The 21523-nt window shown below is 29.1% G+C and carries 21 protein-coding genes, 3 tRNA genes and 1 pseudogene; 11 read left to right on the top strand and 14 right to left on the bottom strand.

Going from position 1 to position 21523, the window contains the following annotated elements; all coding sequences use genetic code 11:
* Window positions 1-217 precede the first annotated feature (217 nt).
* The 4 genes from ACYSNV_RS09700 to ACYSNV_RS09685 all read left to right on the top strand — a co-directional run bounded on the left by ACYSNV_RS09700 (window position 218) and on the right by ACYSNV_RS09685 (window position 2522).
* On the top strand, window positions 218-409 hold the full coding sequence (locus tag ACYSNV_RS09700) for a hypothetical protein (protein WP_461762367.1): 192 nt from the start codon (window positions 218-220) through the stop codon (window positions 407-409).
* Window positions 410-419: 10 nt separating this feature from the next.
* Entirely contained in the window at window positions 420-653 is a 234-nt protein-coding gene (locus ACYSNV_RS09695) for a DUF3408 domain-containing protein (protein WP_461762415.1), read from the top strand.
* Between the two features lie 79 nt (window positions 654-732).
* Window positions 733-1473, top strand: coding sequence for a hypothetical protein (locus ACYSNV_RS09690; protein ID WP_326381602.1), 741 nt, complete (start codon window positions 733-735; stop codon window positions 1471-1473).
* A gap of 35 nt (window positions 1474-1508) precedes the next feature.
* Window positions 1509-2522 carry a hypothetical protein gene (locus ACYSNV_RS09685; protein WP_326381601.1) on the top strand — a complete coding sequence of 338 codons (1014 nt, stop codon included), beginning with the start codon at window positions 1509-1511 and terminating at the stop codon, window positions 2520-2522.
* Window positions 2523-2551: 29 nt separating this feature from the next.
* On the opposite strand, the gene ACYSNV_RS09680 is transcribed toward ACYSNV_RS09685, so the two are convergent.
* Window positions 2552-3022, bottom strand: a complete 471-nt coding sequence (locus tag ACYSNV_RS09680; protein ID WP_326381600.1) for a JAB domain-containing protein — start codon at window positions 3020-3022, stop codon at window positions 2552-2554.
* A gap of 328 nt (window positions 3023-3350) precedes the next feature.
* Between ACYSNV_RS09680 and ACYSNV_RS09675 the strand changes: the two genes are divergently transcribed.
* The gene (locus ACYSNV_RS09675; RefSeq protein WP_461762366.1) at window positions 3351-3881 is read left to right on the top strand and encodes a hypothetical protein; all 531 of its coding nucleotides are present in this window, start codon (window positions 3351-3353) and stop codon (window positions 3879-3881) included.
* A 76-nt stretch (window positions 3882-3957) separates the two neighbouring features.
* Here the strand turns inward: ACYSNV_RS09675 and ACYSNV_RS09670 are convergent, their stop codons facing one another.
* On the bottom strand, window positions 3958-4365 hold the full coding sequence (locus tag ACYSNV_RS09670; RefSeq protein ID WP_326381571.1) for an XRE family transcriptional regulator: 408 nt from the start codon (window positions 4363-4365) through the stop codon (window positions 3958-3960).
* A 179-nt stretch (window positions 4366-4544) separates the two neighbouring features.
* Between ACYSNV_RS09670 and ACYSNV_RS09665 the strand changes: the two genes are divergently transcribed.
* Window positions 4545-6140, top strand: coding sequence for a hypothetical protein (locus tag ACYSNV_RS09665; RefSeq protein WP_461762365.1), 1596 nt, complete (start codon window positions 4545-4547; stop codon window positions 6138-6140).
* A gap of 15 nt (window positions 6141-6155) precedes the next feature.
* On the opposite strand, the gene ACYSNV_RS09660 is transcribed toward ACYSNV_RS09665, so the two are convergent.
* Window positions 6156-8108 carry a hypothetical protein gene (locus ACYSNV_RS09660; RefSeq protein ID WP_461762364.1) on the bottom strand — a complete coding sequence of 651 codons (1953 nt, stop codon included), beginning with the start codon at window positions 8106-8108 and terminating at the stop codon, window positions 6156-6158.
* 243 nt (window positions 8109-8351) lie between these two features.
* Here ACYSNV_RS09660 and ACYSNV_RS09655 point away from each other — a divergent pair, with 243 nt between their 5' ends.
* Complete coding sequence (locus ACYSNV_RS09655) at window positions 8352-8558, top strand: DNA-binding protein (RefSeq protein WP_461762414.1); 207 nt, start codon at window positions 8352-8354, stop codon at window positions 8556-8558.
* Window positions 8559-8669: 111 nt separating this feature from the next.
* Here ACYSNV_RS09655 and ACYSNV_RS09650 read toward each other — a convergent pair whose 3' ends face one another.
* Window positions 8670-9989 (bottom strand): site-specific integrase, encoded by a 1320-nt coding sequence (locus ACYSNV_RS09650; protein ID WP_461762363.1) that lies wholly within the window; start codon window positions 9987-9989, stop codon window positions 8670-8672.
* Window positions 9990-10261: 272 nt separating this feature from the next.
* Window positions 10262-10346: transfer RNA gene (locus ACYSNV_RS09645), tRNA-Ser, on the bottom strand.
* Window positions 10347-10668: 322 nt separating this feature from the next.
* Here ACYSNV_RS09645 and ACYSNV_RS09640 point away from each other — a divergent pair.
* Window positions 10669-10742 (top strand) — tRNA-Arg (locus tag ACYSNV_RS09640).
* Between the two features lie 231 nt (window positions 10743-10973).
* Here ACYSNV_RS09640 and ACYSNV_RS09635 read toward each other — a convergent pair.
* The 3 genes and pseudogenes from ACYSNV_RS09635 to ACYSNV_RS09625 form a co-directional block, all read right to left on the bottom strand.
* A pseudogene (locus tag ACYSNV_RS09635) lies at window positions 10974-11729 on the bottom strand (ISAon1 family transposase).
* Window positions 11683-11964, bottom strand: a complete 282-nt coding sequence (locus ACYSNV_RS09630; protein ID WP_461762362.1) for an ISAon1 family transposase N-terminal region protein — start codon at window positions 11962-11964, stop codon at window positions 11683-11685. The pseudogene ACYSNV_RS09635 and the gene ACYSNV_RS09630 overlap by 47 nt, the downstream one beginning before the upstream one ends.
* A 338-nt stretch (window positions 11965-12302) precedes the next feature.
* Window positions 12303-12376, bottom strand: a tRNA-Arg gene (locus tag ACYSNV_RS09625).
* Window positions 12377-12793: 417 nt separating this feature from the next.
* Between ACYSNV_RS09625 and ACYSNV_RS09620 the strand changes: the two genes are divergently transcribed.
* Together ACYSNV_RS09620 and ACYSNV_RS09615 are read left to right on the top strand one after the other, a co-directional pair.
* Window positions 12794-13150, top strand: a complete 357-nt coding sequence (locus tag ACYSNV_RS09620) for a hypothetical protein (protein ID WP_461762361.1) — start codon at window positions 12794-12796, stop codon at window positions 13148-13150.
* 389 nt (window positions 13151-13539) lie between these two features.
* The gene (locus tag ACYSNV_RS09615) at window positions 13540-13920 is read left to right on the top strand and encodes a nuclear transport factor 2-like protein (RefSeq protein ID WP_461762360.1); all 381 of its coding nucleotides are present in this window, start codon (window positions 13540-13542) and stop codon (window positions 13918-13920) included.
* A 17-nt stretch (window positions 13921-13937) separates the two neighbouring features.
* Here ACYSNV_RS09615 and ACYSNV_RS09610 read toward each other — a convergent pair whose 3' ends face one another.
* The 6 genes from ACYSNV_RS09610 to ACYSNV_RS09585 form a co-directional block, all read right to left on the bottom strand.
* Complete coding sequence (locus tag ACYSNV_RS09610; RefSeq protein WP_461762359.1) at window positions 13938-14741, bottom strand: hypothetical protein; 804 nt, start codon at window positions 14739-14741, stop codon at window positions 13938-13940.
* Window positions 14742-14988: 247 nt separating this feature from the next.
* The gene (locus ACYSNV_RS09605) at window positions 14989-15585 is read right to left on the bottom strand and encodes a rhomboid family intramembrane serine protease (RefSeq protein ID WP_461762358.1); all 597 of its coding nucleotides are present in this window, start codon (window positions 15583-15585) and stop codon (window positions 14989-14991) included.
* Window positions 15586-15622: 37 nt separating this feature from the next.
* Window positions 15623-16078 carry a DUF7832 domain-containing protein gene (locus ACYSNV_RS09600; protein WP_461762357.1) on the bottom strand — a complete coding sequence of 152 codons (456 nt, stop codon included), beginning with the start codon at window positions 16076-16078 and terminating at the stop codon, window positions 15623-15625.
* 201 nt (window positions 16079-16279) lie between these two features.
* A complete protein-coding gene (locus ACYSNV_RS09595; protein WP_461762356.1) occupies window positions 16280-17236 on the bottom strand; it encodes a macro domain-containing protein in 957 nt (318 codons plus the stop codon).
* A gap of 370 nt (window positions 17237-17606) precedes the next feature.
* Complete coding sequence (locus ACYSNV_RS09590) at window positions 17607-18101, bottom strand: hypothetical protein (protein ID WP_461762355.1); 495 nt, start codon at window positions 18099-18101, stop codon at window positions 17607-17609.
* Between the two features lie 100 nt (window positions 18102-18201).
* Complete coding sequence (locus ACYSNV_RS09585; protein ID WP_461762354.1) at window positions 18202-19263, bottom strand: hypothetical protein; 1062 nt, start codon at window positions 19261-19263, stop codon at window positions 18202-18204.
* Between the two features lie 436 nt (window positions 19264-19699).
* On the opposite strand from ACYSNV_RS09585, the gene ACYSNV_RS09580 reads away from it, so the two are divergent.
* A complete protein-coding gene (locus tag ACYSNV_RS09580) occupies window positions 19700-21211 on the top strand; it encodes a response regulator transcription factor (protein WP_461762353.1) in 1512 nt (503 codons plus the stop codon).
* The last annotated feature ends 312 nt before the right edge of the window (window positions 21212-21523 follow it).

Raw genomic sequence — 21523 nt, 5'->3', positions numbered from 1 at the left:
TAGTTATTTGTCTAATCAATGTTTTGGTTGGACAAACGCAATATCGTAGCTATGATTTTATATAGCTCCCAACGATTAAACACACAAATAGACTGTTGATAAAATCTTTACACAGTTTAATGTCTGAAACATTGGAATTGCAACTAAAAGGACAGCTTAACATTTAACTACCTACATAAGTAGACAGAACTATAAACTGCAAAAAAAGCTAAAAATTATGAACGAAGGATTTAAAAAGAAACCTAGAATTGACGAAGAAGCAATGATGGCACTAATGGTTGACGGCGTAAGACTTAAGGGATTTACAGAGGCTGAACTGAATGCTCCTGGTATAAGAGATGAGCAAGAAGAAACTAAAGAGGAACCTAAAAAACAAAAGCGTGTAAAAAAAGCCCCCCCCACTTACTAAAGAATATGATATCACGGAGTATGAAGAGCTCTTTTTTAAAGATGTAAAAAGTATAGCACGTCATGGTAAATCAGTTTACATTGATCCTGAGCACCACAAAATACTTTCTCGTATTGTTCAGGTTATCGCAGATGATAAACTAACTATCTATGCTTATTTATATAATTTATTAGAGCATCATTTCAATGAATTTGAACAGCAGATAACTAAAAGTTTTAATGAAAAGAACAAACCTATTTTTTAATTATACTACATTTATATAATCATAATTCATTTATATTTTTATAAATTAGTTAGTAATACTTTAAAACAAAATATCAAATATGAAATTAACGTCTGAACAATTTATACTACTTGAAAAAACTTATTATCAGCATTTTTCTAATGATATCCCTGTTGAAATATTTCAAGATTATAAAAGTATTATTAAAAACAAAGAACTACTTAGATATGCAAGTCCCGATCAGCGTATTTTAAACAATATTCTTGATGTCGCGATTGGAAAAATGAAACATAAACAACGTTTTCAAAAAATCACATTTATAAAATTAATACGCTGTCAATGTGAAAATATTCAAGTTGATAGCACAACTGGTGACAAGTTGTTTTATATATTTAAATCATTAATTAGTACAGTTAATGACAAAATTTCTTGGAGCTTAAGTGTTACTATTAAAGATAAAGTTATTTCTCAAGAAAATATTAATTGGTTAATAGAAAACTATGAAATCTCAGAACATATTCAAAACAGATTATTACGTTATCCATTCCCTAATAAAGCAATAACTAAATGGGCTAATCAGCGATTAAAGAAAAAAGATTTAAATGAGCGATTATCTGAACTAATTGGATTAAAACTTAACTTTGATACAAATTTTAGTTGCAAAGATAAAACAAAACTAGTGTGGGGAATTCATTTCTCAAAGCTTTCAGAGGAGCTAAAGAAAGAACTATTACTCAAACATGTTACAACAGAGAATTTAGAATATGTATTAGAAATTTGTGATAGAAATAGTTTTACTGATATCATTCATAATCTTTATCATAGCAATCTAAATATGTAGTAGAATATCACAAGTAATATTTTAATTAATTTAATATGAATGAACTAATTGGAGTAAAAAATATAAATTCTATTGATAGTTTAAATAATATAAAACAAGAGCTACTGTTTTTTGATAAAATCTTTATAGTTGGATTACTTGAATGGAAAGAAGTAATCGAACAGCAATTATTTGATAATCAAGCTTCACTACTTGAAAAAAAAGGACTTATATCTCTGAATGATTTCATTATATATCAGGGCTTGATTTTCATTAATGATAATGTAAAAGAAAACTATGGGAATTGGGATATTTATTATACAAAAAACAAAACTAAAGAATTAGAATTTCGAAATCAAAATCTTGAGTATTTAATTGAAAATAATAAAATTATTTACGACTACAAACAGTTAATTGATACGAAGCAAAAGAACAATATTTATAAACAAATAACTCCAATTATTCAATCTAAATTAGATAATAGTGGACATTCAAATGTTCATGAATTTATTGAATTATGTAATTTATGCCATGACTTAAAAACAAGAATTATTTCTACCTGTAGCAATAAATCCAAATACACTGTCATCCCATCAGGTGCTTCCTTTTATGAAGTTGAAAATATTACAAATATAAAAATAGAAACATATAATCTTATCTTGGAAGATTTCCCAGTTATAAATGTAGAAAACTTGGCATGGGAGCAAATATTTGATTTTAAAAAAGATCCTGATATTTATAATTCTATTTGGGGTCTGAGAAATTGGATAACAAATATTTCTAAATCAAATAATAATATTAATGAGATAGAAGAAGAATATAGATATTTAAAATATAAATACGAGCAAGCTATAAAAATTCATAAACTAAAAACCAGCAATAATGTATTCGAGACAAGTATACAACTTGGGGCAGAGTTAGTAGAAAATGTAGCGAAATTTAGATTAAAGAAACTATCAGATTTACTTTTTAGATTTAAAGAAAACAGAGTTTCTTTAATGGAATGTGAATTAAAAACTGAAGGAAATCAGTTATCATACTTATTTAAAGTGAAAGAGAAATTCAAATAAATCTATATTGAATTATCTTAAAAAGCACCTTATAAGATGCCTTCGTCTGCAAAAGAATAGTAACTCTCTGCTGTTATAATTAAATGATCTAAAAGAGTAATATCAAGTATTTTGCTTGCTTCTTTAATCTTTCTTGTAATTTGTCTATCAGCATCACTTGGAGCTAATTTGCCTGATGGATGGTTATGTACAATCAAAAATGCTGTAGCATTAGCCTTTAGTAAGGCAGAGAAGATGATTCTTAAATCTACTATTGTACCTGTTATTCCTCCTGAGGAAGCTTCTAATACTCCAAGTACTTTGTTGTTATTTGAAAGCATAAGTACTTTAAACTGTTCTAATAATTCAATCTTATTACTATCCCAAGCTTTTAATGCTATTTGATAGGCACTGTAAGAAGATGTAATCTGAGGTCTCTGTGAAGCCTTTATTTTTGATTTGTAAATCAATTCTACTTCTGAGGCGATAAGCCATTCTGTGTTTAAAACTGTAGTTTCCATACTATTAAATTTTTAAATTAATTATGGAGCCACAATTGGTAATGGCTTAGCGAGCACAAGAAGCAACGCAATAAAGCGAAGACTTTAGTCAAGCATTTATGGGGGAATTTCTTGTAAGCGAACCGCTAGGCATTGCCTAACTTTGTACAATTATTAATAAAAATAAAACCTAATAATTCTTTTCTTTTAGTTCTGATTTTCTATGTTTTAATGTGTCTTATATTTTTAAAGTAGCAATACTTTTATAGAAGATAATTTATCTTTTAAAGTGAATAGTTTACTGATATCAAGCATGATACTTTTAAACAAACCATAAAAGACATGAATTATGAAAAAAGTAAAATTTTCTTTAGAAGCCCATATGTGGTATGGAGAACCAATCAAGAATCCTTATTATATGTTCTACTGCTTATTTGATGTAGTTCACCCTCCTGAGTTAAAATTGCATCTATCTGAATTAATGAATCACTCTCATAAAAGTGAAATTTATCTACAGAAAACACCTCATATAGTTTTTTTAATCTATTCTTTACTACGTTCGATAATACGAAGTAGTTATAAGATACTAAGCAACTCAAAAAAATACTATTCGATAAATCCAATAGACAAATCAGAAGTTTCCAAATTAATGACATTCTTAGGGGCATTATCACAAGAGGAGTACTTAAACCCCTATTTAGTATTTGAAAATGTTTTTGGAAAACAATCTGTAATTAAGTTGGAAACTGATTTATTTGAAATAACACAGTTTGCACTTGGTGACTTTATAGAACCACCATCAATAGAAGTTAATACCTCTTTTATTAGTATAAATAGATTAATAGAGGCATGTTGGTTATTATATCAGAGGGATGAATAATCTTAATAGACAGAAAAAGGTAGAATACCATCCATAGTAATTCTACCTTTTTTCTGTTATATATAGAAACTTATATCTATTTAGTTTGAATCAATTTCTCTAAACGAGTCATCATTTCTTCTTTCTCTTTGAGCATACGCTCATATAAAGCTATTTTTTCTTCGTGAAGCTGAACTATTTTATCAATTGTGTTATTATTAAATACAGGATTATAATTTATCAATCCCTGAGTATCATTAAATGTACTTGAAATAATATTAATAGCTTGTTGTTCATCAAAGTTCTCAATCGCTTCAACAGGTATTTTAAGCACCTTTGATATTTGCTGTAGTAGTGAATTATCAATTACTTCTTTCTGTTCTAAAACAGATATCTTTTTTTGATTCCAATCTTCCCCTAAATCAAAAGCAAGAACTTCTTGTTTGATTCCAAGCATTTCTCTAAAACGCTTTACATTTCTTCCTTGATGTATTTTATGTTCCATAATTAATAGCTGAGTTAAGAAGGCTCAAAGATAAAGCCAATGATTTAAAAAGATTGAAAGGTAAAGTTATAAAATTATCTTGTAAAATATTCCATAATGAGAATATTATACTTCTTGATAGAATAGTTTACTCTAAGAGTTCTATAGAATTTTAATGAAATCAAAAAAACTCAATAATTATGAAAACAACTATTTTACCTATCAACGACTTTTTAAATAATCAACTTAAAGAGATTATTGCAGAGTTTCCTTCTGTATTAGAGATTTACTATTGTAGTAATACTATAGAGATGACTTCCTATTTACTTATACATCTAAATAACAGAAGTGATATTGACATTATTGCCAATCGCAAAGGAATTAAAAAACTATTTAAGAACTACGGTATTATAGTATTGTTATTTGATTATGACTCTTTGAAATACAAGTTTAAGCGTGGTTACCCATTAATAGAGCTTATCTACCAAGAAAAGCATCTTGTTTATCAACAAGAAGGAATTGATTTTACTAAACTCGCTACAAGAAGTTTCAAAGAGTTTAAGAATCAGTACAGTATTTATAAAGAGAGATATTTCCAAGCTTATGATCTTTTAAGTTCAGAGATTAATAAGTACAAGTCTTTAGACGCTATTTTAAGTGTATTTCTCGTTTACGAGCGTATATTAGAATTACACTTACAATATTTAGAAGAACTATATGTAGGACATATCAGCTCAATCAATAATCTGCACCAACGAATAAAAGCAATCAGTAAGTTTAATCCAGAGATTGAAGGTTTATTTCTTAAAAGAAATGAAGAGGAATATTACCTTATAGCTTTAATAAGCAGAGTAAAAGAAGCAATCGAAGAGGATAGAGAAGTTTATTACCATGAGTGCTTTGAGGCTTTTAATAATGTTGAAAACACTCTTCATAGTTTTATTCAAGACCGCTTTAAGTCTTTAAAACATTTAATCAAACACCCAACAGCCATTCCTACGATTACAGAGGTAAATTTAGAACTAAATAAGCAAAATACTTTTAATGATATCATCATTGAAAGATGCTTAAATCAAAATCAGCGTATAGAAGAAATTTATCTATACAAGACGTTAATTCTTGGTAACCAAACTATTTATTATCTTCTTGTCATAGGTGATAAGTTTGCAAACGAACAGATTAAGAATTTGGAATCAAGTTTACAAGATAAGCTTAATAAGCAAACGAACTTTGTTATTATAGCTCATACTAAAATATGGATTCAAACTGAATTATACAGCTCACAAGATTTCTTTGCTGACATCATAAAAAATGAGAATAAGATTTATTCATCTAGTCAATATAATGCATCACTACATTGGTTAGTCCCTCACGAATCCTTATATACTGATCTATACTACTATAATTCAGTTACAAATAATACAGCTAAAGAACTACTTAAGAATCTACAGAAACTAAAAAAGAACCAAGAATGCAAGCAAAGTATTCCTTATCTACTGTCACTTTATTTTATGTCATTTTGTAGGACATATATATTAGCTCATTTATCATACTTACCTAATTACTTATCTAGCTACTCTTTATGGTTGCTTTGCGTAAATGTGAATAATGACATAATTAAGTATCAATACTTATTTGATAAATTCGGTACCAAGTTTTTTTCTTTATTAGATTACTATAGAGTCCTACATCAACGACTTATTAATTTTGATACAGAAAAAACAGAAGTATTATTAGAACTAATTACTCAATTACAAGTTGAATTAAAATTAATTACAAGCACAAGAGAGGTCTAACTCCTCTCTTGTTTTTTATTTATCCATTATATTTAATGTATTTTCTTTTAATATCTTACATGCAAGACTTAAATCATCTTCAATTTTTAAAATCAAAAGTACCATAAGTACAAGGAGTGTGCGATAATCATCCTTTTGAATCTCTTCATCATGGCTATTAGTTGCATGAACATATTTATTCCTTAACCACAAACCATTACTGAAACGATTGTTTAAATAAAAATCAAAATATTCTTGCTCTGCTGTTGTCAGCAACTTATTCGAAAATTTCACCATTCCTTTTGTATCTAATAAGACTATCTTTTTTCTAATACTTATAGGTAAGTGCCAATAACTTATGACGTCATAAGTACTAAAAAGAAAAAGAATATAAAAAAACTCTAAATCAATAATTTCTATATTACCTTTCTTCGATTCTCGAATGTAATTTGAATCAATAAAGTGTTGTAAGTATTCATTTTGAGTAGTATTAAAATCATCCCTAGTCAACGCATAATTTGGGTCTACTAATAGATGAAATAAACTTTGATATTTATCCTTATGCTTTTCATAATTAAACAAATAACTATTCGTACTAAAGAAAATATGAATAAGTTTATTGTATTCTTCTCCTTTTGGATAAATATACTTATTTTCAAGTATTGATGGTATTGTATTAAACTTCGAGGTTTTAGTACTTACTTGTAAGAGTTCATAATCTATAATATCGTCTTCTACATACAATTTATATTGTTCAAGAACTGATTCAAATTCAGGTACTATTAACCTAATTTTTTCAAGATAAGTTGATGTTGAACTAGGAAGATGTAACTTAAAGTAATTGATATTAAATGTTTGGTTTAAGTAGTTGTTTACGTAATTTTCTATCAAATTTTCAAAACTAATATTTATTGTATCAAGTGCTATTTTGTAAACTTCAAATGATAATAAAGAGTTCATTCTTTTTTCATAAAATGGATGAGATAAAAAGTAATCATTTTTAGAATTGATACCTATAGCAGACTCAAACGTATCAATTTCACGCTTCCTAGCTAATAAATTTATACCTCCTTGCTTATCTAGCAATTCAAAAACCGTTTTAAAATTCTTAAAAAGAATAATTCTATCACTATTTTCTAACAGTCTCTTTTTACTATAAGAAATAATCTTTACGTTATTTTTAAATATTACTTTCTTTATCTCTTCCTGATCTTCTGATAATGAAACACCTTTTCGTATATTGATTGAGTAATCACTATCGCGAATATCGTCATTAAGTTTTTTTGAAATTCTTTTTGCTTTAAATTTAATCTTATCAGAGAATTTAAGATGATCCGAATCTTTACTTGACTTGATTAATCTTACATAGTTTAAATTTGCATCTTCATTATCCAGATAATTACATATAATTGCTTCTCGTTTATCTAATGTTAATGACTTAGGAAAAAACATTTCTTTTGGGACTCTATCATGATGTGCTTCATAGTAATCTAACAAAATTTCTGCATTTTTGGAGTTCTGTATGATATGTGAACTAATTTCTGAATCAAAATGAGTAACAATATTCTTACAATATAAGACATCTCTCAATGATGTTCTATTTTTTTTTAATAACTCAGTTAAATCCTCATTTGAAAACATTTTGTAAACCCCAGTTTTATTTAGTAGAAGCCAGAATGTTGAATAATAATCGAATCTTATTTTATTGTAGAAAGCCGATATTTTTTCTGTAGTTAATGATCGAAAATACAAACTAATTTCTTCTTTGAAAGTTTTAGTTAGTTTCTTATAATCAATTATTTCTTCATTAGTCCACGTATCATGAACAAAATCGTTGTCCATATAAAGTATGATATGTTGTTTTTCGAGTAAATCATTAATCGTTGTTTCTGATGATTGATAAGATTTATTTTTGAAGAATTCATCTATTTGATTTAACATTGAATACGACGCCAAATCGTCTTTAGAGAAAAAAATAATTCTACGCATTATGAATAGCTTTATTATAAGTGATCTATATCTTATAAAGATAGTATTTAAAATAGAATATTACTTTTAAATCAAAGCTCTTAGTACAGTTGAATAATTTATTTATTATAGCCAAAGAGTACATCAATGTTCAAAAGGATATAAAACTTTTAGTAACTACTTTACCTTAGTTGTTTAATCTAAAAAACAACTATTATGGAAAATCAAGTCACAAAAGAAGATTTAAGATTGTTTGCTTAAACAATCATTGGAGAGTTAAAAGAATTATTAGTTAAACAAAACAAGGAAACCTCTCTTGAATGGGTAAAGGCAAAAGTAGCAAGACAATTACTCAGTATCTCTCCAGCTTCACTACAAACACTACGCATCAGTGGTAAATTGCAGTGTCGCAAAATACTTGGTTCGTATTACTACAACAGAAAAGATATTATGAACCTTTTTAATGAGTAGAAGTTAACTTCTACTCATTAAAAAGGTTGAAAAATTAACTCCCTCGAATTCCTTACTACAAATACGACAGTTGAATTATTAGAAATTGTAGAGAATTCAAGGGAGTTTTTGTTATCCATTTAACTGATTAATAAAGGTAGTTAGCTGAGCTAATTTATCAGGATTTAGCTTTTTTAAACTCTCTATTAAATCTGTGTAATTATCACTTTGTTTATTTGCTTTTCCTTCAAGCTTATCTTTTAATATCTGCATTTCAGTTTTAATAGACTCTTCTTCTGTTAGAGCGTATTCCTCAGTTTGCTTAACAGAGTGATGACCTAACATTTCTTTTACTACGTGAATAGGTACACCATTACCAAGTGTTACTGTACTTCCAAAAGTTCTCCTTGCTTTATGGGTGTTTAATTCGCTTATCTCACAAAGTGAAGCAATCTCTTTTAAATACTCATTCATCTTTTGATTTGAGCGAACAGGTAGTACAATATCTTTACCAATACAAGCAGGATGATCTTTATGTTTTTCCATTATTTCAATAGCTTTGGGAAGCAGAGGAATTGTAATATTTGCATCTGTTTTTTGTCTATTGATTCTAATCCACAAATTACCTTCTTCATCTTTTGTAATATCGCTTTTCTTTAGCTGAAATACATCAATATAGGCAAGTCCCGTGTAACATTGAAAAACAAAGACATCTCTTACAGTAGCTAATCTCTCATTGGTAAATTCTTTGTTTTCTAAAATTGATAGCTCTTCTTTGCTTAATGGTTTTTTATTGAGCTTAGTCTTTTTAGGTTTGTATTGCACAAATGGATTCGAAGGAATAATTCCCTTAGCAACTGCTCGTAGAACAATCTTCTTAAAGTTTGAGATATACTTTATAGCAGTATTGTTTGAACACGCTCTAACGGTCTTTAAATAATGTTCATAGCCAAGTACAAACTCATAATTGAGTTCTCTGAACTCGATATCTTCTTTACCATAGACATAACGAATATACTCGGCTACATGTGATCTTGCTGTTACATATCTTTCATGTGTTCCTATAGCGTACTCTTTAGGTACTAACTTAAAAACTTCATCATTATGCTTTTGGAATTCTTCTAAAACTTTAGCTTTACTTGTTCCCTTACCTTGGATATAATCCATAAGTACAGAAGCAGTAATAGGCTCTTCATTACTTAAGAGTTCTAATTTGTACTTGGTAATCTTTGATACAATTGTATCTAATAGGTAGTTTAGCGTTTTAGCATCTTCTTTAGCACTATTAGCACGACCTGCTTTTTGGTTCCATTTTTTGATATCCCATTTGTGACTAAGGGAAGTTTCTTTGCGAATACCATCTACTGTGATTCTTAGGTAAACACCTCTTAAATCACTTTTCTCTCTGCTTGGTTTGAGAAAGAAATTAATTGACAACTGTTTTTCTAACATAATTCAACTGTTTTAATATTAATAAATGTCGAATTAAAACGTTCCAAAATCACAGTCTAAAACTCTCTGGCACCCTTTGGCGTCTAGGTTTACTCAGTTGAAAGGTGCGCATCACTTGAATGTTTTTTTGTGCACCGAATCTGTAACCTTTTTAGGTGCACTTTTGAATAAAATGCGATACCCCCTAAAAAAGAAAAAACCTATAACTCATTGTGAATCATAGGTTTTGTGCTTTTTTACTAACTTTTGAAAAGTTACTATTTATAATTTCGCGGAGAAAGAGGGATTCGAACCCCCGGACCTGTGACAGTCAACGGTTTTCAAGACCGCCGCATTCGACCACTCTGCCATTTCTCCAGTACATTACTTTTGCAATGCGAGTGCAAATATAGTACTTTATTTTTTAAATCAAAGTTTTTATTTATCTCTGCAATTTTCTGCATTTCAATTGCTGATTTAAAATCTATACCTACAATTAACAAAGCCAAATTCATTGTCACATTCTATCCTTCTTTACTTCCCTTGCAACCTTATTTAAATGATAAGGTATTACCTATCAAGTACTTGTTTTTTATCAATAAAAAAACAAACTTTTTTCTTGCTTCGTGCTTAAAAAAAACAATATATTTGCACCACTGTATAAGAGATACAAGGCATTTTATCTATTATCACAAAGACCGGTCCAATAGCTCAGCTGGATAGAGCAACTGCCTTCTAAGCAGTAGGTCTCAGGTTCGAATCCTGATTGGATCACAATAATATTTCAAAAAATATTAATAGTTAGTTAAGCATTTTATGTGAAGTTTAAATGCTATTTGTATGTTAGAATACAGTACTAACAAATTAGATATTTAAAATTACAATATTTAACAGTAGTAGACTTTAGCTCACTACTGTTTTTTTATGCTCTTTAAGTTTGATGCTTTTTAAGATCAATCTCAAAATAGGACAATCTCAAAACGGATCAAGTGCAAAAGTTGGGGACTAAGCAAAAAGTTTACTTAATCTAAATAGAAAAAACTCGCGATTTCTTACTCCTCTATACATCATACGGAAGTACTTAATTTTAGAGTTGAAGGATTCTGCAGAAGCATTCGTACTTCTGTTATTAAATTAGTTTAAAATATCCGCGTAATGCTGGGTAAAAGTTTTGACAACCACCTGGAATTGCTTCAAACCCGTTTTCTCAACTAAATTAAACCAATGTGCTAATTTAGTCATAGCTACTTCTTTGGCTACTTTTTGATTATAAATAGCTCGAAGGAAATTAGTTAAGTTATACGCTTGTTTTATTTCTGGGTATAGCTCAAAGAGAATTTCTGCGATTTCTTGCTGATCTAAAGTCCAATTATTAGGACTTTTAAAAAGTAAATGCCGGGATCTAGCTAATAATTGTCTTAGCGAATCGCCATTACTTAGTATTTCAGGTACATGGACTTTCTTCTCTAACCTAGCTTGTATAATAGCATTGTTTTGAATCTCCAACTCCTGCCAACGGTACTTAAGTCTAATATTTTGAACAGCCTCACTAACAAGCTTTTGAACATGAAAACGATCAACCACCTGTACAGCTTTTTTAAAACACTTTCTAGCTATGAGCTTCATAGAACCTGCCATATCTAAAGTTATCTCTGTAACTTTATCTCTTAAACGCTTTGGCAGCCTTAAAAGGTGCTCGATAACTGTTTCAGATTTAGTACCTTTTACTATGGCTACTAAACTGTTTTTCTGTCCAACCACGGCGTTGAATATGTAACTTAACAGACTTACCACGCAAAGGGAAGTCTTCGATGGTAGCCATAGGATAGAATCCTTTAGAAATCAATACTCTATCGGTAAACTGACTAGGGTAATCATTTTTCTCTTCGAAATAAATATCTAACCTGGTATTTAACTCTTCTACTTTAGTAATATTGAAATGCTCTACTAAGTACTCTGGTAGGATTAATTTTAGTATTTCTTTGCTATCCATCATAAGGCAAAGGTATTATTTTATCGATTTCTCCCCAAGTTTTGTTCTTGATCCCAAATAAGCCTATATGAAAATGGCAAAAGATCTCTATCTCGTGATACCTTAGAAAATTTTCATGAAAGCATTACGTTGTGATTTTAAAATCGAAAGGAAGTAAACAAAAAAAGACCACTAAATTAGTGGTCTTTTTTTATAAGTTTAAATAGCTAATTTATTAGTTTCGTATTATTTTGCATTAATTTACATTAAATAATACAAACAACATTCGGACAAATGTCGTGCAAATTTCATACACAAACTACCTAATTAACTAGCAATCAACGTTCTGCAAAACGTTATTGTGATCCAATCAGGATTCGAACCTGAGACCTACTGCTTAGAAGGCAGTTGCTCTATCCAGCTGAGCTATTGGACCATTTTAAATAAGATAAAAACCTCAAAAAATTTAAAGATATAATTTCTTTTTTCGAGAGTGCAAATATACGTTGAATTTAATTTTAAAAACAAATTTTTTTCAAAATATTTCAAAAAAAGAACACAATCACTTAATTACTAAGTGTTTACAAATAAAAAACATCATTTAATCTTAATTAAATCAACAAAAAAATAAATATGAATTAATATTAGCTTTCTTTAAATAGCGTTTATAAATCTTCACGCTTTTTTTTAATACCAGGTAATTACAACATATTTCACCATATCCTAAGCTTTGATTGACTTCATTACTTATTAAAATTTTTGTTTATTTTTCTTTTTATTTAAAAACGACAGGAATTTTATGTAAGTTTATTTCTTAAAATAAATTTACATGAAATATTTACTGCTTGTAGTAATGTCCACACTATTACTTTCTTGCTCCTTGAGAAATGATCATCTTAAAATTCAAAAAAATAGTTTTTTTACAAATTCAAATGATCTAGGTAAATCGAAAGAGCATTTTATTTCTTTATATGGAGACCCTATCAATAAAGGATTAAAAATGGATGGAACCAATACTGTCGAAACCCTTTATTATGTTGAAAACATAAAAGGTCTAATTGTCACAACTAAGTTTAAGTTTGTAAATAATATTTTAGAAGAACAGGATATTTATGAAATAAATGCGGCAGAATTAAAATTTAATGAATTACAAAGACAGTTGAGAAATAACGACTTGCAAATTTTCATGAATGGATTAAAACAGAACTAATCAATCTTTACAAACCATAACAATAAAAGAAAATAACGCTCTATTTTAAAGATTTTAAATTTAAAAGAATAGGGCTGGGATCACTTTAAATTGACACTTTACCAAAGAGTACGCCTTTTTTAATGTTATACTTACCTTTTTGTATTTTACGGTAAATTCAGAATTTTATACCCCTGGCAAAAACTACTATATCTAACATTCTTTTTTTATTTAAGACATCGAAATTTAACATTATTATCTAGTTAATAATTAAGTTTTTATCTAAATTGCATAGACAAAACCTAGCATCAATTATTTGAAACAAACCTAGTTCATTATTATATATCGACAAACAAATATTTTATCCGATTTATCAATTCAAATATTTACAACCACTAAATTCTAAAACGATGAAAAATAAAGAACAAATAATTAGAGAATATATTCAGGGCTATAATCAATTTGACATTGCCCAGATGCTAGCGTGCTTAGATGAGCAAATCGAATTTAAAGACATTCAAGACAATCGTACTGTTATCAATTTACTTGGTAAGTCAGCCTTTGAAAAACAGGCACAGATGTCTCAAGAGTATTTCTCAAGTAGACAACAAACCATTAAATCCATTGATATGGATTCCAATCAAAATTACATTGTAAATATAGCTTTTAAAGCTATTTTAAAAATAGACCTACCCAATGGCCTTCGAAAAGGACAGGAGATAAACTTAGATGGAAAAAGTATTTTTGAATTTAAGAAAAATAGAATAATTCGCCTAACCGATATTATTTAAGAATCTCAACCCTTTTTTTAAACATTAGCCTTATAACCACGGATTGGATAGTCTTCCAAGTTCATATTACTAACTTGTAATAGGGTTTGAGCAACACTATAATTTTCCAAATAACATCGAATCATAAAATCGTTTATAACTTGATTCCACTTGGGTTTATTGCCCCAATAGTGCCCTATATAGGAATCCAACGGTTTAATTACTCCCATGTTGGCTAAAACCACCGAAAAGGCAAATTGCTCGACAAAGTAACGTTTAGTTAAATGTTGACACATCTGATCGTTAACCCTAACTACTTGTTGTAAATAAGTAAGACTGTCTTTACTTAAGGCCACAGCTCCAGCATTCCACATATAGGAATTATCATCAATATAAACCCCATCGAATTCTTTATCCTTTAAAGCTTCCCACATTTCTTTTTGGCTTTGGGTTACAAAGGCAGATAATTTTAATTCTTTTAGATGCATAAAGTTCTGCCCTAAGGCCAATTCACTACGTATTTGGGTTAGGTCTTTAAAAATAAAAGTATCTGCATCTAAATATAGTAAATCATCTAAGGGGTATTTGATAGAAGCCGCCTCTATTGCCTTAATTTTAATTCTAAAAAAGCCATTATTTCCCTTTTGCCACTGATTTATTAGCTCTGGCGTTAAATCTATAAATTCAACAAATTCTCTTATGTGATCAAAATAAGCTTTGTGATCGGTAACCACTACTATCTTATCTTGTTCTTGTTTAATATTTAAAACAGTATAAATCGAGAAGCATACTTGTTTATAAGTGATAAGATTCTCACCAAATGCTAAGTAGACAAAATTCATATTTAGTAATTTTTATTGCAATACCACCATAGGTAAATAGGGCGCTGGTTAAGACTTAAATTTTTAAAATTTCAATATTTTTATCAATCTTCCTTGTCTTTTAATTTTTCTTTTGTTTAAAAACAAAGACAATCTAAGAATGGTTAAATAAATATAAGCATTTTACTTAAATAAAACTAAAAAACACACTCTTTTACAGGTAATTACACTTATAAAAAAACCTCTTTCTATATAAACCTTATCCTTTTCAGGGCGCTTTACTCAGTGATTTAGCCAATATAAATCCTGCGATAATTCCAGCTAGATGTGCTTGCCAGGAAATATTATCCGCCAGGGCATCATGGGGAAAAACACCCATTAAAACAGTATAATAAATCAAGCCCACTACTATGGATAAAACAAGAGGTAAAAACTTTCTAAAAAACCAACCAGCAAAAAACAAAAAGGATATTAGCATATATATAATTCCACTTGCACCAATATGACAGGTCACAACACCTGTTTTAAGATAAGTTAAACTAGGCATTAGCCATAATAGTAAACCACTTAAAACTCCCCCATAGATTAAAATCTTAAGAGCATATTTTCGATAAAAAATAAAAGTTAGCAACAAAAGAGGTAAAATCCCTATCGTGTTACTCCATAGGTGATTAAAGTTTCCATGTAAAAACGGGCTAAACACAATTCCTTTTAATCCAGAGAGACTCCAAGATACCACCCCATTACAGCCCTTTATCAGTCCGGTGGATTGAAAAAAATAAATCAACCACATTAGAGCCACCAAAGACAAGGGAATCAAAATATCCCTTTTATAAATTAAAGCACTTTTACTTTTTAAATTCATAGTTTTTTTAAAATTAAACTAGAATTCCTAATTTGACTTATAACTTAACGAAGTTTTTCCATTGCTTGTATCGATGATCTAAAACATCCTCCATCAAGTAATAATTTTCCCAGGTATCTAGTACGTGATAAATATCTTGACCATGACCTAAGTTATAATTCTGTTGATAGTCATGAAAATAATCAGTGATATGCTTAGAAAAATCTCCTTCCTCTTCATAGTAGTCTCTCGTAAAAGCATTACCTGTTTGATTTAATAGCGTATTGGTAAGCTTACCATGATAATGATACAGTAGAAATTGCGCACCTGTTAAACGCTTTTTTTTAATATCTTGTAATTCCTTATCATGTTTATTTAAAACAACCTCTGAAATTAAATTATTATTCACACACCAACAAAAATATACACCTATATGGGTTGCCGCTCTTTGTGGATGCAAATCTATTGGAAATTCTCCTTTATAATGCCATACATAATCATCGTACTTTACCATTGTTTATTATTTTAAATAATATAAAAAGGTTTTATTCTATGGCTTTTCAACTATAAAAACCTTAATCACAGTAAAAATACACGTTTTTCAATTAAGTAGAAATACTACTAGCTGCTGATTTTTGTGCCACTAGTGTTTTTTATGATAATCGCAATAATATGACGTTTTATTTATTTGTTTTACACCATATCCCAATTAAATCTAATGGTTAATTAAGTCCTTGTAAAGGGCATAGTTCTGAAAATCATAGCAAACAAAAATTACTTGTTCTATACACTGGTATTGATCTAAAAACCTTTTTACGGTATCCATGGCTATTTCACAAGCCAATTGTTTAGGAAAACCATATACGCCAGTAGAAATATTTGGAAAAGCTATTGTTTTATAACCTTTAGCACATGCTAATTCCAGTGCCCGGTAATAACACTGTTGTAAAAGTTGTACTTCATTAAAGTCTCCAGATTGCCATAAAGGACCTACTGCATGAAAAATGGCCTTAGCATTTAAATTTCCAGCTATAGTAGGCATTACATACCCAGTTGGAAGACTTTTTATATCCTTTAATAACCTTAAAGCATCTAAATAAACTTGTCTACCGGCAGCCTGATGAATTGCCCCATCTACTCCCCCACCAGGAATTAATTTGGGGTTTGCGGCATTCACAATCACATCTACCTCTAACTTGGTAATATCTCCTTGAACCACCTTAATTCTTTTATCCATATGTTTAATTGTCATTTCTATAAATTCCGGGGTAAAGGCCTCAAAATAATTTCCTTGAAAAGGAATAATTTGCTTTAACAACACCTTATAAGAGTCATTTAACCCTCCAGCCTCGGCTAATTTTGTTTTATTTTTCAAAACAAACCCCTCGTAATACCCTACACTTTGATTTCCCAGAAAATAGACATACATAAGCTTTAAATAGGGATACTTCCTGGCAAACTCCATTACAGTATCTTCCATCTGATAAGCTTTTTGCTCGCAACATATTCGGTATTTTAACAAGAAGTTTATATTATTAAAAAGTACTAATAATTTTCTATTATTCAAAGACAAAAATTTAATAACCGAAAACGGGAACTTGTTATGTAGTTCTTCAATAAATTCTTGTGGATTTTGCGGATTTACAGCAAAAATAAGATAACTAACCTCCATAATAATAACACATTGATTATCTCTAATTTAAGCCTTATTTCTACATAGATATTCCCTCTAACTTTAACAAATCATGATTAAATTATTAAAATAAGATGCACTTACTATAAAAACTTATTTTCTTGTATTAAATAGGATATTTCCAAGGTGATAAGAAAAAAAAATCTTTTATAGGAGAATATATCAACCCAAATGTTCACTTAAAAACAAACTTACTTTATTACAAAATACATGAATATATTGTTGATTAAAAGTCTTTAGGGTAATTGCATTTTTTTTGTTGTAAACGCTGCGACTAATTCATAGTAAAACAACTTTAAAACAAAGAGCCGCCAAATATTTGGCGGCTCTTTGTTTTAAAAACATTGGTTTATTCTGCAATAAACTTAACGTCCATATCGTATTTTTTATCCACTAGAATTGCTGTAAAGGGATGCATTGTATAGCTAGTGTTTTGCTGACTTGAATCTATATCGAAAATCAATTCTAAACATTGATTTCTCTGCTTTAAACTAATTATATTAATTCTTGTTTCACTATTTGTAGGCTGACCTATAATAGCTAATACAAAAGATTTATTAAAGTCAACCGAGGTAGGAATTGACTCCTCAGACATGGTTCTGGCCACAGAAAAATAATCATCAAATTCCTTTTGTGTGGTAATCTTTTTACTTTCTACTTGTTTATTATCTACCGTATTTAAAACAAAATAATTCTTTAACTCTTGATACGGAATTATGGTGCTTTGCTGATTATTGGCTATCATATGGTTTTCTTGACTGGTTTGATTGCTTTGTTTGGTTTGCTTTTGGCAAGCTGTTAAACCAAGAAAACAAGCAATACTCAAGACTACTATTTTTCTCATTGACAATAGGTGTTTTAATTACATAACTATTTACCAAATAACGCTTAAAATACGATTATCGTATATCAAAGTAGTAAAATACTTTTTACTTATCTAAATACTAAATGCTTCTTTGTAAAACAAAAATTTTATTATAAGTCTGTTTTCTGGCAACCCTTGGATAAAATACAATAGCAAACCTCCCTTTATCCATTGCACTAATACTTGAGAGTACCAAATCATTATTATCAATACTCAAGGTCTCTTTAGTAAGTAAGTTCTTATATCCAGACTTATTCTTGTTATAAAAAATCTCTACAAGTTGGTCCTCTCTAATGACTAACCAGCCATTACCATACTCCGTGGTAAATTGTACAGCTGTTGTTTTTTCATCTATCTTTTGTGGATGCCAGGTACCGAAAAACTCATCTTTTATATCAAATAAATCTCCGTACATTCCGTTGCCCTGTGAATCGATTTCCACAATACCAATCTGTCCGTTTTCCTCACACAACAAATAGGAATTACTATCAAAGGATAAGTGAAGTGCCTCGTGAACAAAAGGAAAATCAAACTCTAAAATTCTTCGTCGTAATTCTTTTCCATTTTTATCAATTTCTCTATGCAGCCAACCTTGTTCAATCTCGGTAATTAAATGAATTTGATCCTTATCAACCCAAACCTTATTATCCTTGGGAAGTGCAATAGGTATTTTATTTTCTTTGCTAATAACCTTATCTTGAAACTGTATAACTCGCAGGGTATCGGCCTTGGTTTGCTTCCATAAATCTACCTCATAAAACAAAGAGGCATCTTGCAGAGTTCCAACAAACCTTCCTTTATAATCTTTACTTGTTTTAAGACCAATTTGATTACTACCCGTTACAGGTTTGCATAAAGCATATTCTTTATCTTGATCATTTCTTACAACAGAAACATAATTTTCTTGACAAGGACTAAGAAACAGACATGGTAAACTAGCTTGATCATCCACTATGTTAGTTGTATTTCCCAACTCATCCAAATACGTATAAGTAAGGGTATAGTCTGACTTTAAATCAGCTTGATTATATACATAATTTGCCAATAAAAGACCTTGATTACTCCAACAACTCCCTTTAGCTGAAATAGCGCCCTTCACTTCAAGGGTAGTAACTAATCCAAAAGATGTTTGTTCGTTCATAAAAAATAATACTTTTTAATTTATTACAAAGGTAACAAAAACAAAACGGTTTGCTTGGTTTGCCAAAACACTATTTTATTTATAATCACTAGCTACTTTAAGCCAATACTAAATTAAGTTTTGTCCTTGTTATTAAATATACGACTAATTAAAAGTATTTTACTAAAAAACCAATTGCTTTATTAAATTTTGTGTGTGCACAATAAGATTATTAATAGTTATTATGATGAATTTCACTGGTGATTTATTACTACTTAAAACTAAAAAAACAATGATAAATTCATCTATATTACATCTAATTACTATAAATAAATAGATATTAACAATACACGGGTAAAAACCCAACTATTACTCCTTAAACTTCCATATTAATATAAAAAAACCTCTATCTGCCTAAATATCATAAGTTTATTTCAATAAATAACATTTATTGCGTATGTTTAATCAGAATCTAACACTACTTACATTGATCAAGTTGTTTAATTTTAATGTCTTTTTGTGTCTATTGTTTTTTTTACCTGTAAATGTTCATAGTTTAACTATAAATACATCTTTAGAATTACCAAAAAACACAATAGAAAACCTACACTTTGAGAAAGTTAATGCAACAAATTCTTTGTATTTAGCCACAGGTAAAAAGGGACATAGTTGGCTTAAGGGATATTTTACTAAAGGTGAATTATACAAACCTGTTTCTTTACAAATAGCAAATCCATTATTACTTGATTATGATCTTTATGTGATAAATAACTCTAAATTAATTAAGCTTTCTAATAATTTAAATAATCCCCATGCCTATAAAAATTGTTTATTTCCCCAGTATAACTTTACTCCTGAACATCAGGAGTACTATATTCATTTAAGAAAACAGGTACTGCAAAAAATACCCGTAGAAATACAATATAAAAAAAGCAATTTATCTGTTGTGATGCAACATAAATTCAAGCATCTTTCTTTTTTTATAATTCCTTTTTTAGGGTTTATATGCAACAGTGGAGTTTACTATTTTTCCAAAGCCAAATCACACTATCTTTTATTTACAGCTTTGTTTTGTTTAACGGGATGTTTAGTACTTTATTTTAACCCTACTTTAAGTTATCAAATTACAAAGAGTACCTGGCTAAGCTCCCATTTTTTAATCCTTGTAATTCCAATTTACTCCCTTATGGCAACTTGCTATATATTTAATATCACAAAAGGCGATAAAACAAGCTCTTTTGCCCTTGTCTTTAACTTATCTATCCCAATCCTATGTTTGGTTTACGCTTTATGTTATTGTTTTATTCTCTTGCCAATTTATTACCTATTTAAAGGAATAATTTTATTAAATCTTCTAAACTTTTTTTATCTTTTTTCCCTTGTCTACAATTCGAACTCCCCAAATAGCTATTATAAAAGCATTATGTTCAGCGTGGTAGCTCTATTGGCTATTAACACAACTTTGCTTATTTACATTGCTATGGATTATCGTATAAATTACAAACACGCCGTTTTAATTTGGGCCATACTAACAAACACAATCGTGATTCTTATTAGTTATTTAAATCAACTGTATATCAAATACAAAATTGGTTTTTCTACTTTTGAATTTATTACAGGGATACACAATAATTATCGGTACGAAAAAACCACTATACTAGATAAAAAGCTGCTTAAAAAAAATGGTCAAACACATTATTCACTTGTTGCAAATCCAAGCACTGACTTTAGACTTTCGGATTGCATTACAGTAGCTAAATTAGAGTTTAACCTCACACATAGAGAAACACAAATACTATTAGAGATTTGGAGAGAGTTAAGCAATAAAGATCTGGCAAACAAACTTTTCATAGCTCCTGCCACCATTAAACAACATACCACGAGAATTTACCTGAAGCTTCAAGTAAAAAACCGTCTTGAGGCCTTAGATTTAAGAGATGAGTATATCAAAAGATTTTTTAATAATTAAAACAACCAAATTTTACTGATTCTATAAAAAATAAACACCAGAAATACAGTATTTTAAATAAATTACTTTTTGTCATTTTTTATAAATATCTAAAAAAAATAACTAAAAGTCTGGTTAAGTAAACTGTGGTAAAATTCTTTTTTGTTTGTAATTTATCACCATAGGTTAATTATCACCCCGATTTATTTGCAAAACCAATTAAGTAGTTACACTTTAAATAAACTTGAAAAAAACAAGTCATACACACCTATACTTAATAAGTCTTCTTTACAAAACACACCTGTTTTACAACACTATTTAAAACCTCTAAAA

It is taken from the genome of Myroides sp. LJL119, from assembly GCF_054871605.1.
Note: the sequence above shows the minus strand (reverse complement) of the source record. Positions and strands in the feature narration are given on the sequence as shown.

What these genes read in the sequence shown, in the direction of transcription:
- ACYSNV_RS09700 (WP_461762367.1), top strand. Translation starts at nt 218, where the DNA reads ATGAACGAAGGATTTAAAAAGAAACCTAGAATTGACGAAGAAGCAATG.
- ACYSNV_RS09690 (WP_326381602.1), top strand. Translation starts at nt 733, where the DNA reads ATGAAATTAACGTCTGAACAATTTATACTACTTGAAAAAACTTATTAT.
- ACYSNV_RS09685 (WP_326381601.1), top strand. Translation starts at nt 1,509, where the DNA reads ATGAATGAACTAATTGGAGTAAAAAATATAAATTCTATTGATAGTTTA.
- ACYSNV_RS09680 (WP_326381600.1), bottom strand. Translation starts at nt 3,022, where the DNA reads ATGGAAACTACAGTTTTAAACACAGAATGGCTTATCGCCTCAGAAGTA.
- ACYSNV_RS09675 (WP_461762366.1), top strand. Translation starts at nt 3,351, where the DNA reads ATGAAAAAAGTAAAATTTTCTTTAGAAGCCCATATGTGGTATGGAGAA.
- ACYSNV_RS09670 (WP_326381571.1), bottom strand. Translation starts at nt 4,365, where the DNA reads ATGGAACATAAAATACATCAAGGAAGAAATGTAAAGCGTTTTAGAGAA.
- ACYSNV_RS09665 (WP_461762365.1), top strand. Translation starts at nt 4,545, where the DNA reads ATGAAAACAACTATTTTACCTATCAACGACTTTTTAAATAATCAACTT.
- ACYSNV_RS09660 (WP_461762364.1), bottom strand. Translation starts at nt 8,108, where the DNA reads ATGCGTAGAATTATTTTTTTCTCTAAAGACGATTTGGCGTCGTATTCA.
- ACYSNV_RS09650 (WP_461762363.1), bottom strand. Translation starts at nt 9,989, where the DNA reads ATGTTAGAAAAACAGTTGTCAATTAATTTCTTTCTCAAACCAAGCAGA.
- ACYSNV_RS09630 (WP_461762362.1), bottom strand. Translation starts at nt 11,964, where the DNA reads ATGATGGATAGCAAAGAAATACTAAAATTAATCCTACCAGAGTACTTA.
- ACYSNV_RS09620 (WP_461762361.1), top strand. Translation starts at nt 12,794, where the DNA reads ATGTCCACACTATTACTTTCTTGCTCCTTGAGAAATGATCATCTTAAA.
- ACYSNV_RS09615 (WP_461762360.1), top strand. Translation starts at nt 13,540, where the DNA reads ATGAAAAATAAAGAACAAATAATTAGAGAATATATTCAGGGCTATAAT.
- ACYSNV_RS09610 (WP_461762359.1), bottom strand. Translation starts at nt 14,741, where the DNA reads ATGAATTTTGTCTACTTAGCATTTGGTGAGAATCTTATCACTTATAAA.
- ACYSNV_RS09605 (WP_461762358.1), bottom strand. Translation starts at nt 15,585, where the DNA reads ATGAATTTAAAAAGTAAAAGTGCTTTAATTTATAAAAGGGATATTTTG.
- ACYSNV_RS09600 (WP_461762357.1), bottom strand. Translation starts at nt 16,078, where the DNA reads ATGGTAAAGTACGATGATTATGTATGGCATTATAAAGGAGAATTTCCA.
- ACYSNV_RS09595 (WP_461762356.1), bottom strand. Translation starts at nt 17,236, where the DNA reads ATGGAGGTTAGTTATCTTATTTTTGCTGTAAATCCGCAAAATCCACAA.
- ACYSNV_RS09590 (WP_461762355.1), bottom strand. Translation starts at nt 18,101, where the DNA reads ATGAGAAAAATAGTAGTCTTGAGTATTGCTTGTTTTCTTGGTTTAACA.
- ACYSNV_RS09585 (WP_461762354.1), bottom strand. Translation starts at nt 19,263, where the DNA reads ATGAACGAACAAACATCTTTTGGATTAGTTACTACCCTTGAAGTGAAG.
- ACYSNV_RS09580 (WP_461762353.1), top strand. Translation starts at nt 19,700, where the DNA reads ATGTTTAATCAGAATCTAACACTACTTACATTGATCAAGTTGTTTAAT.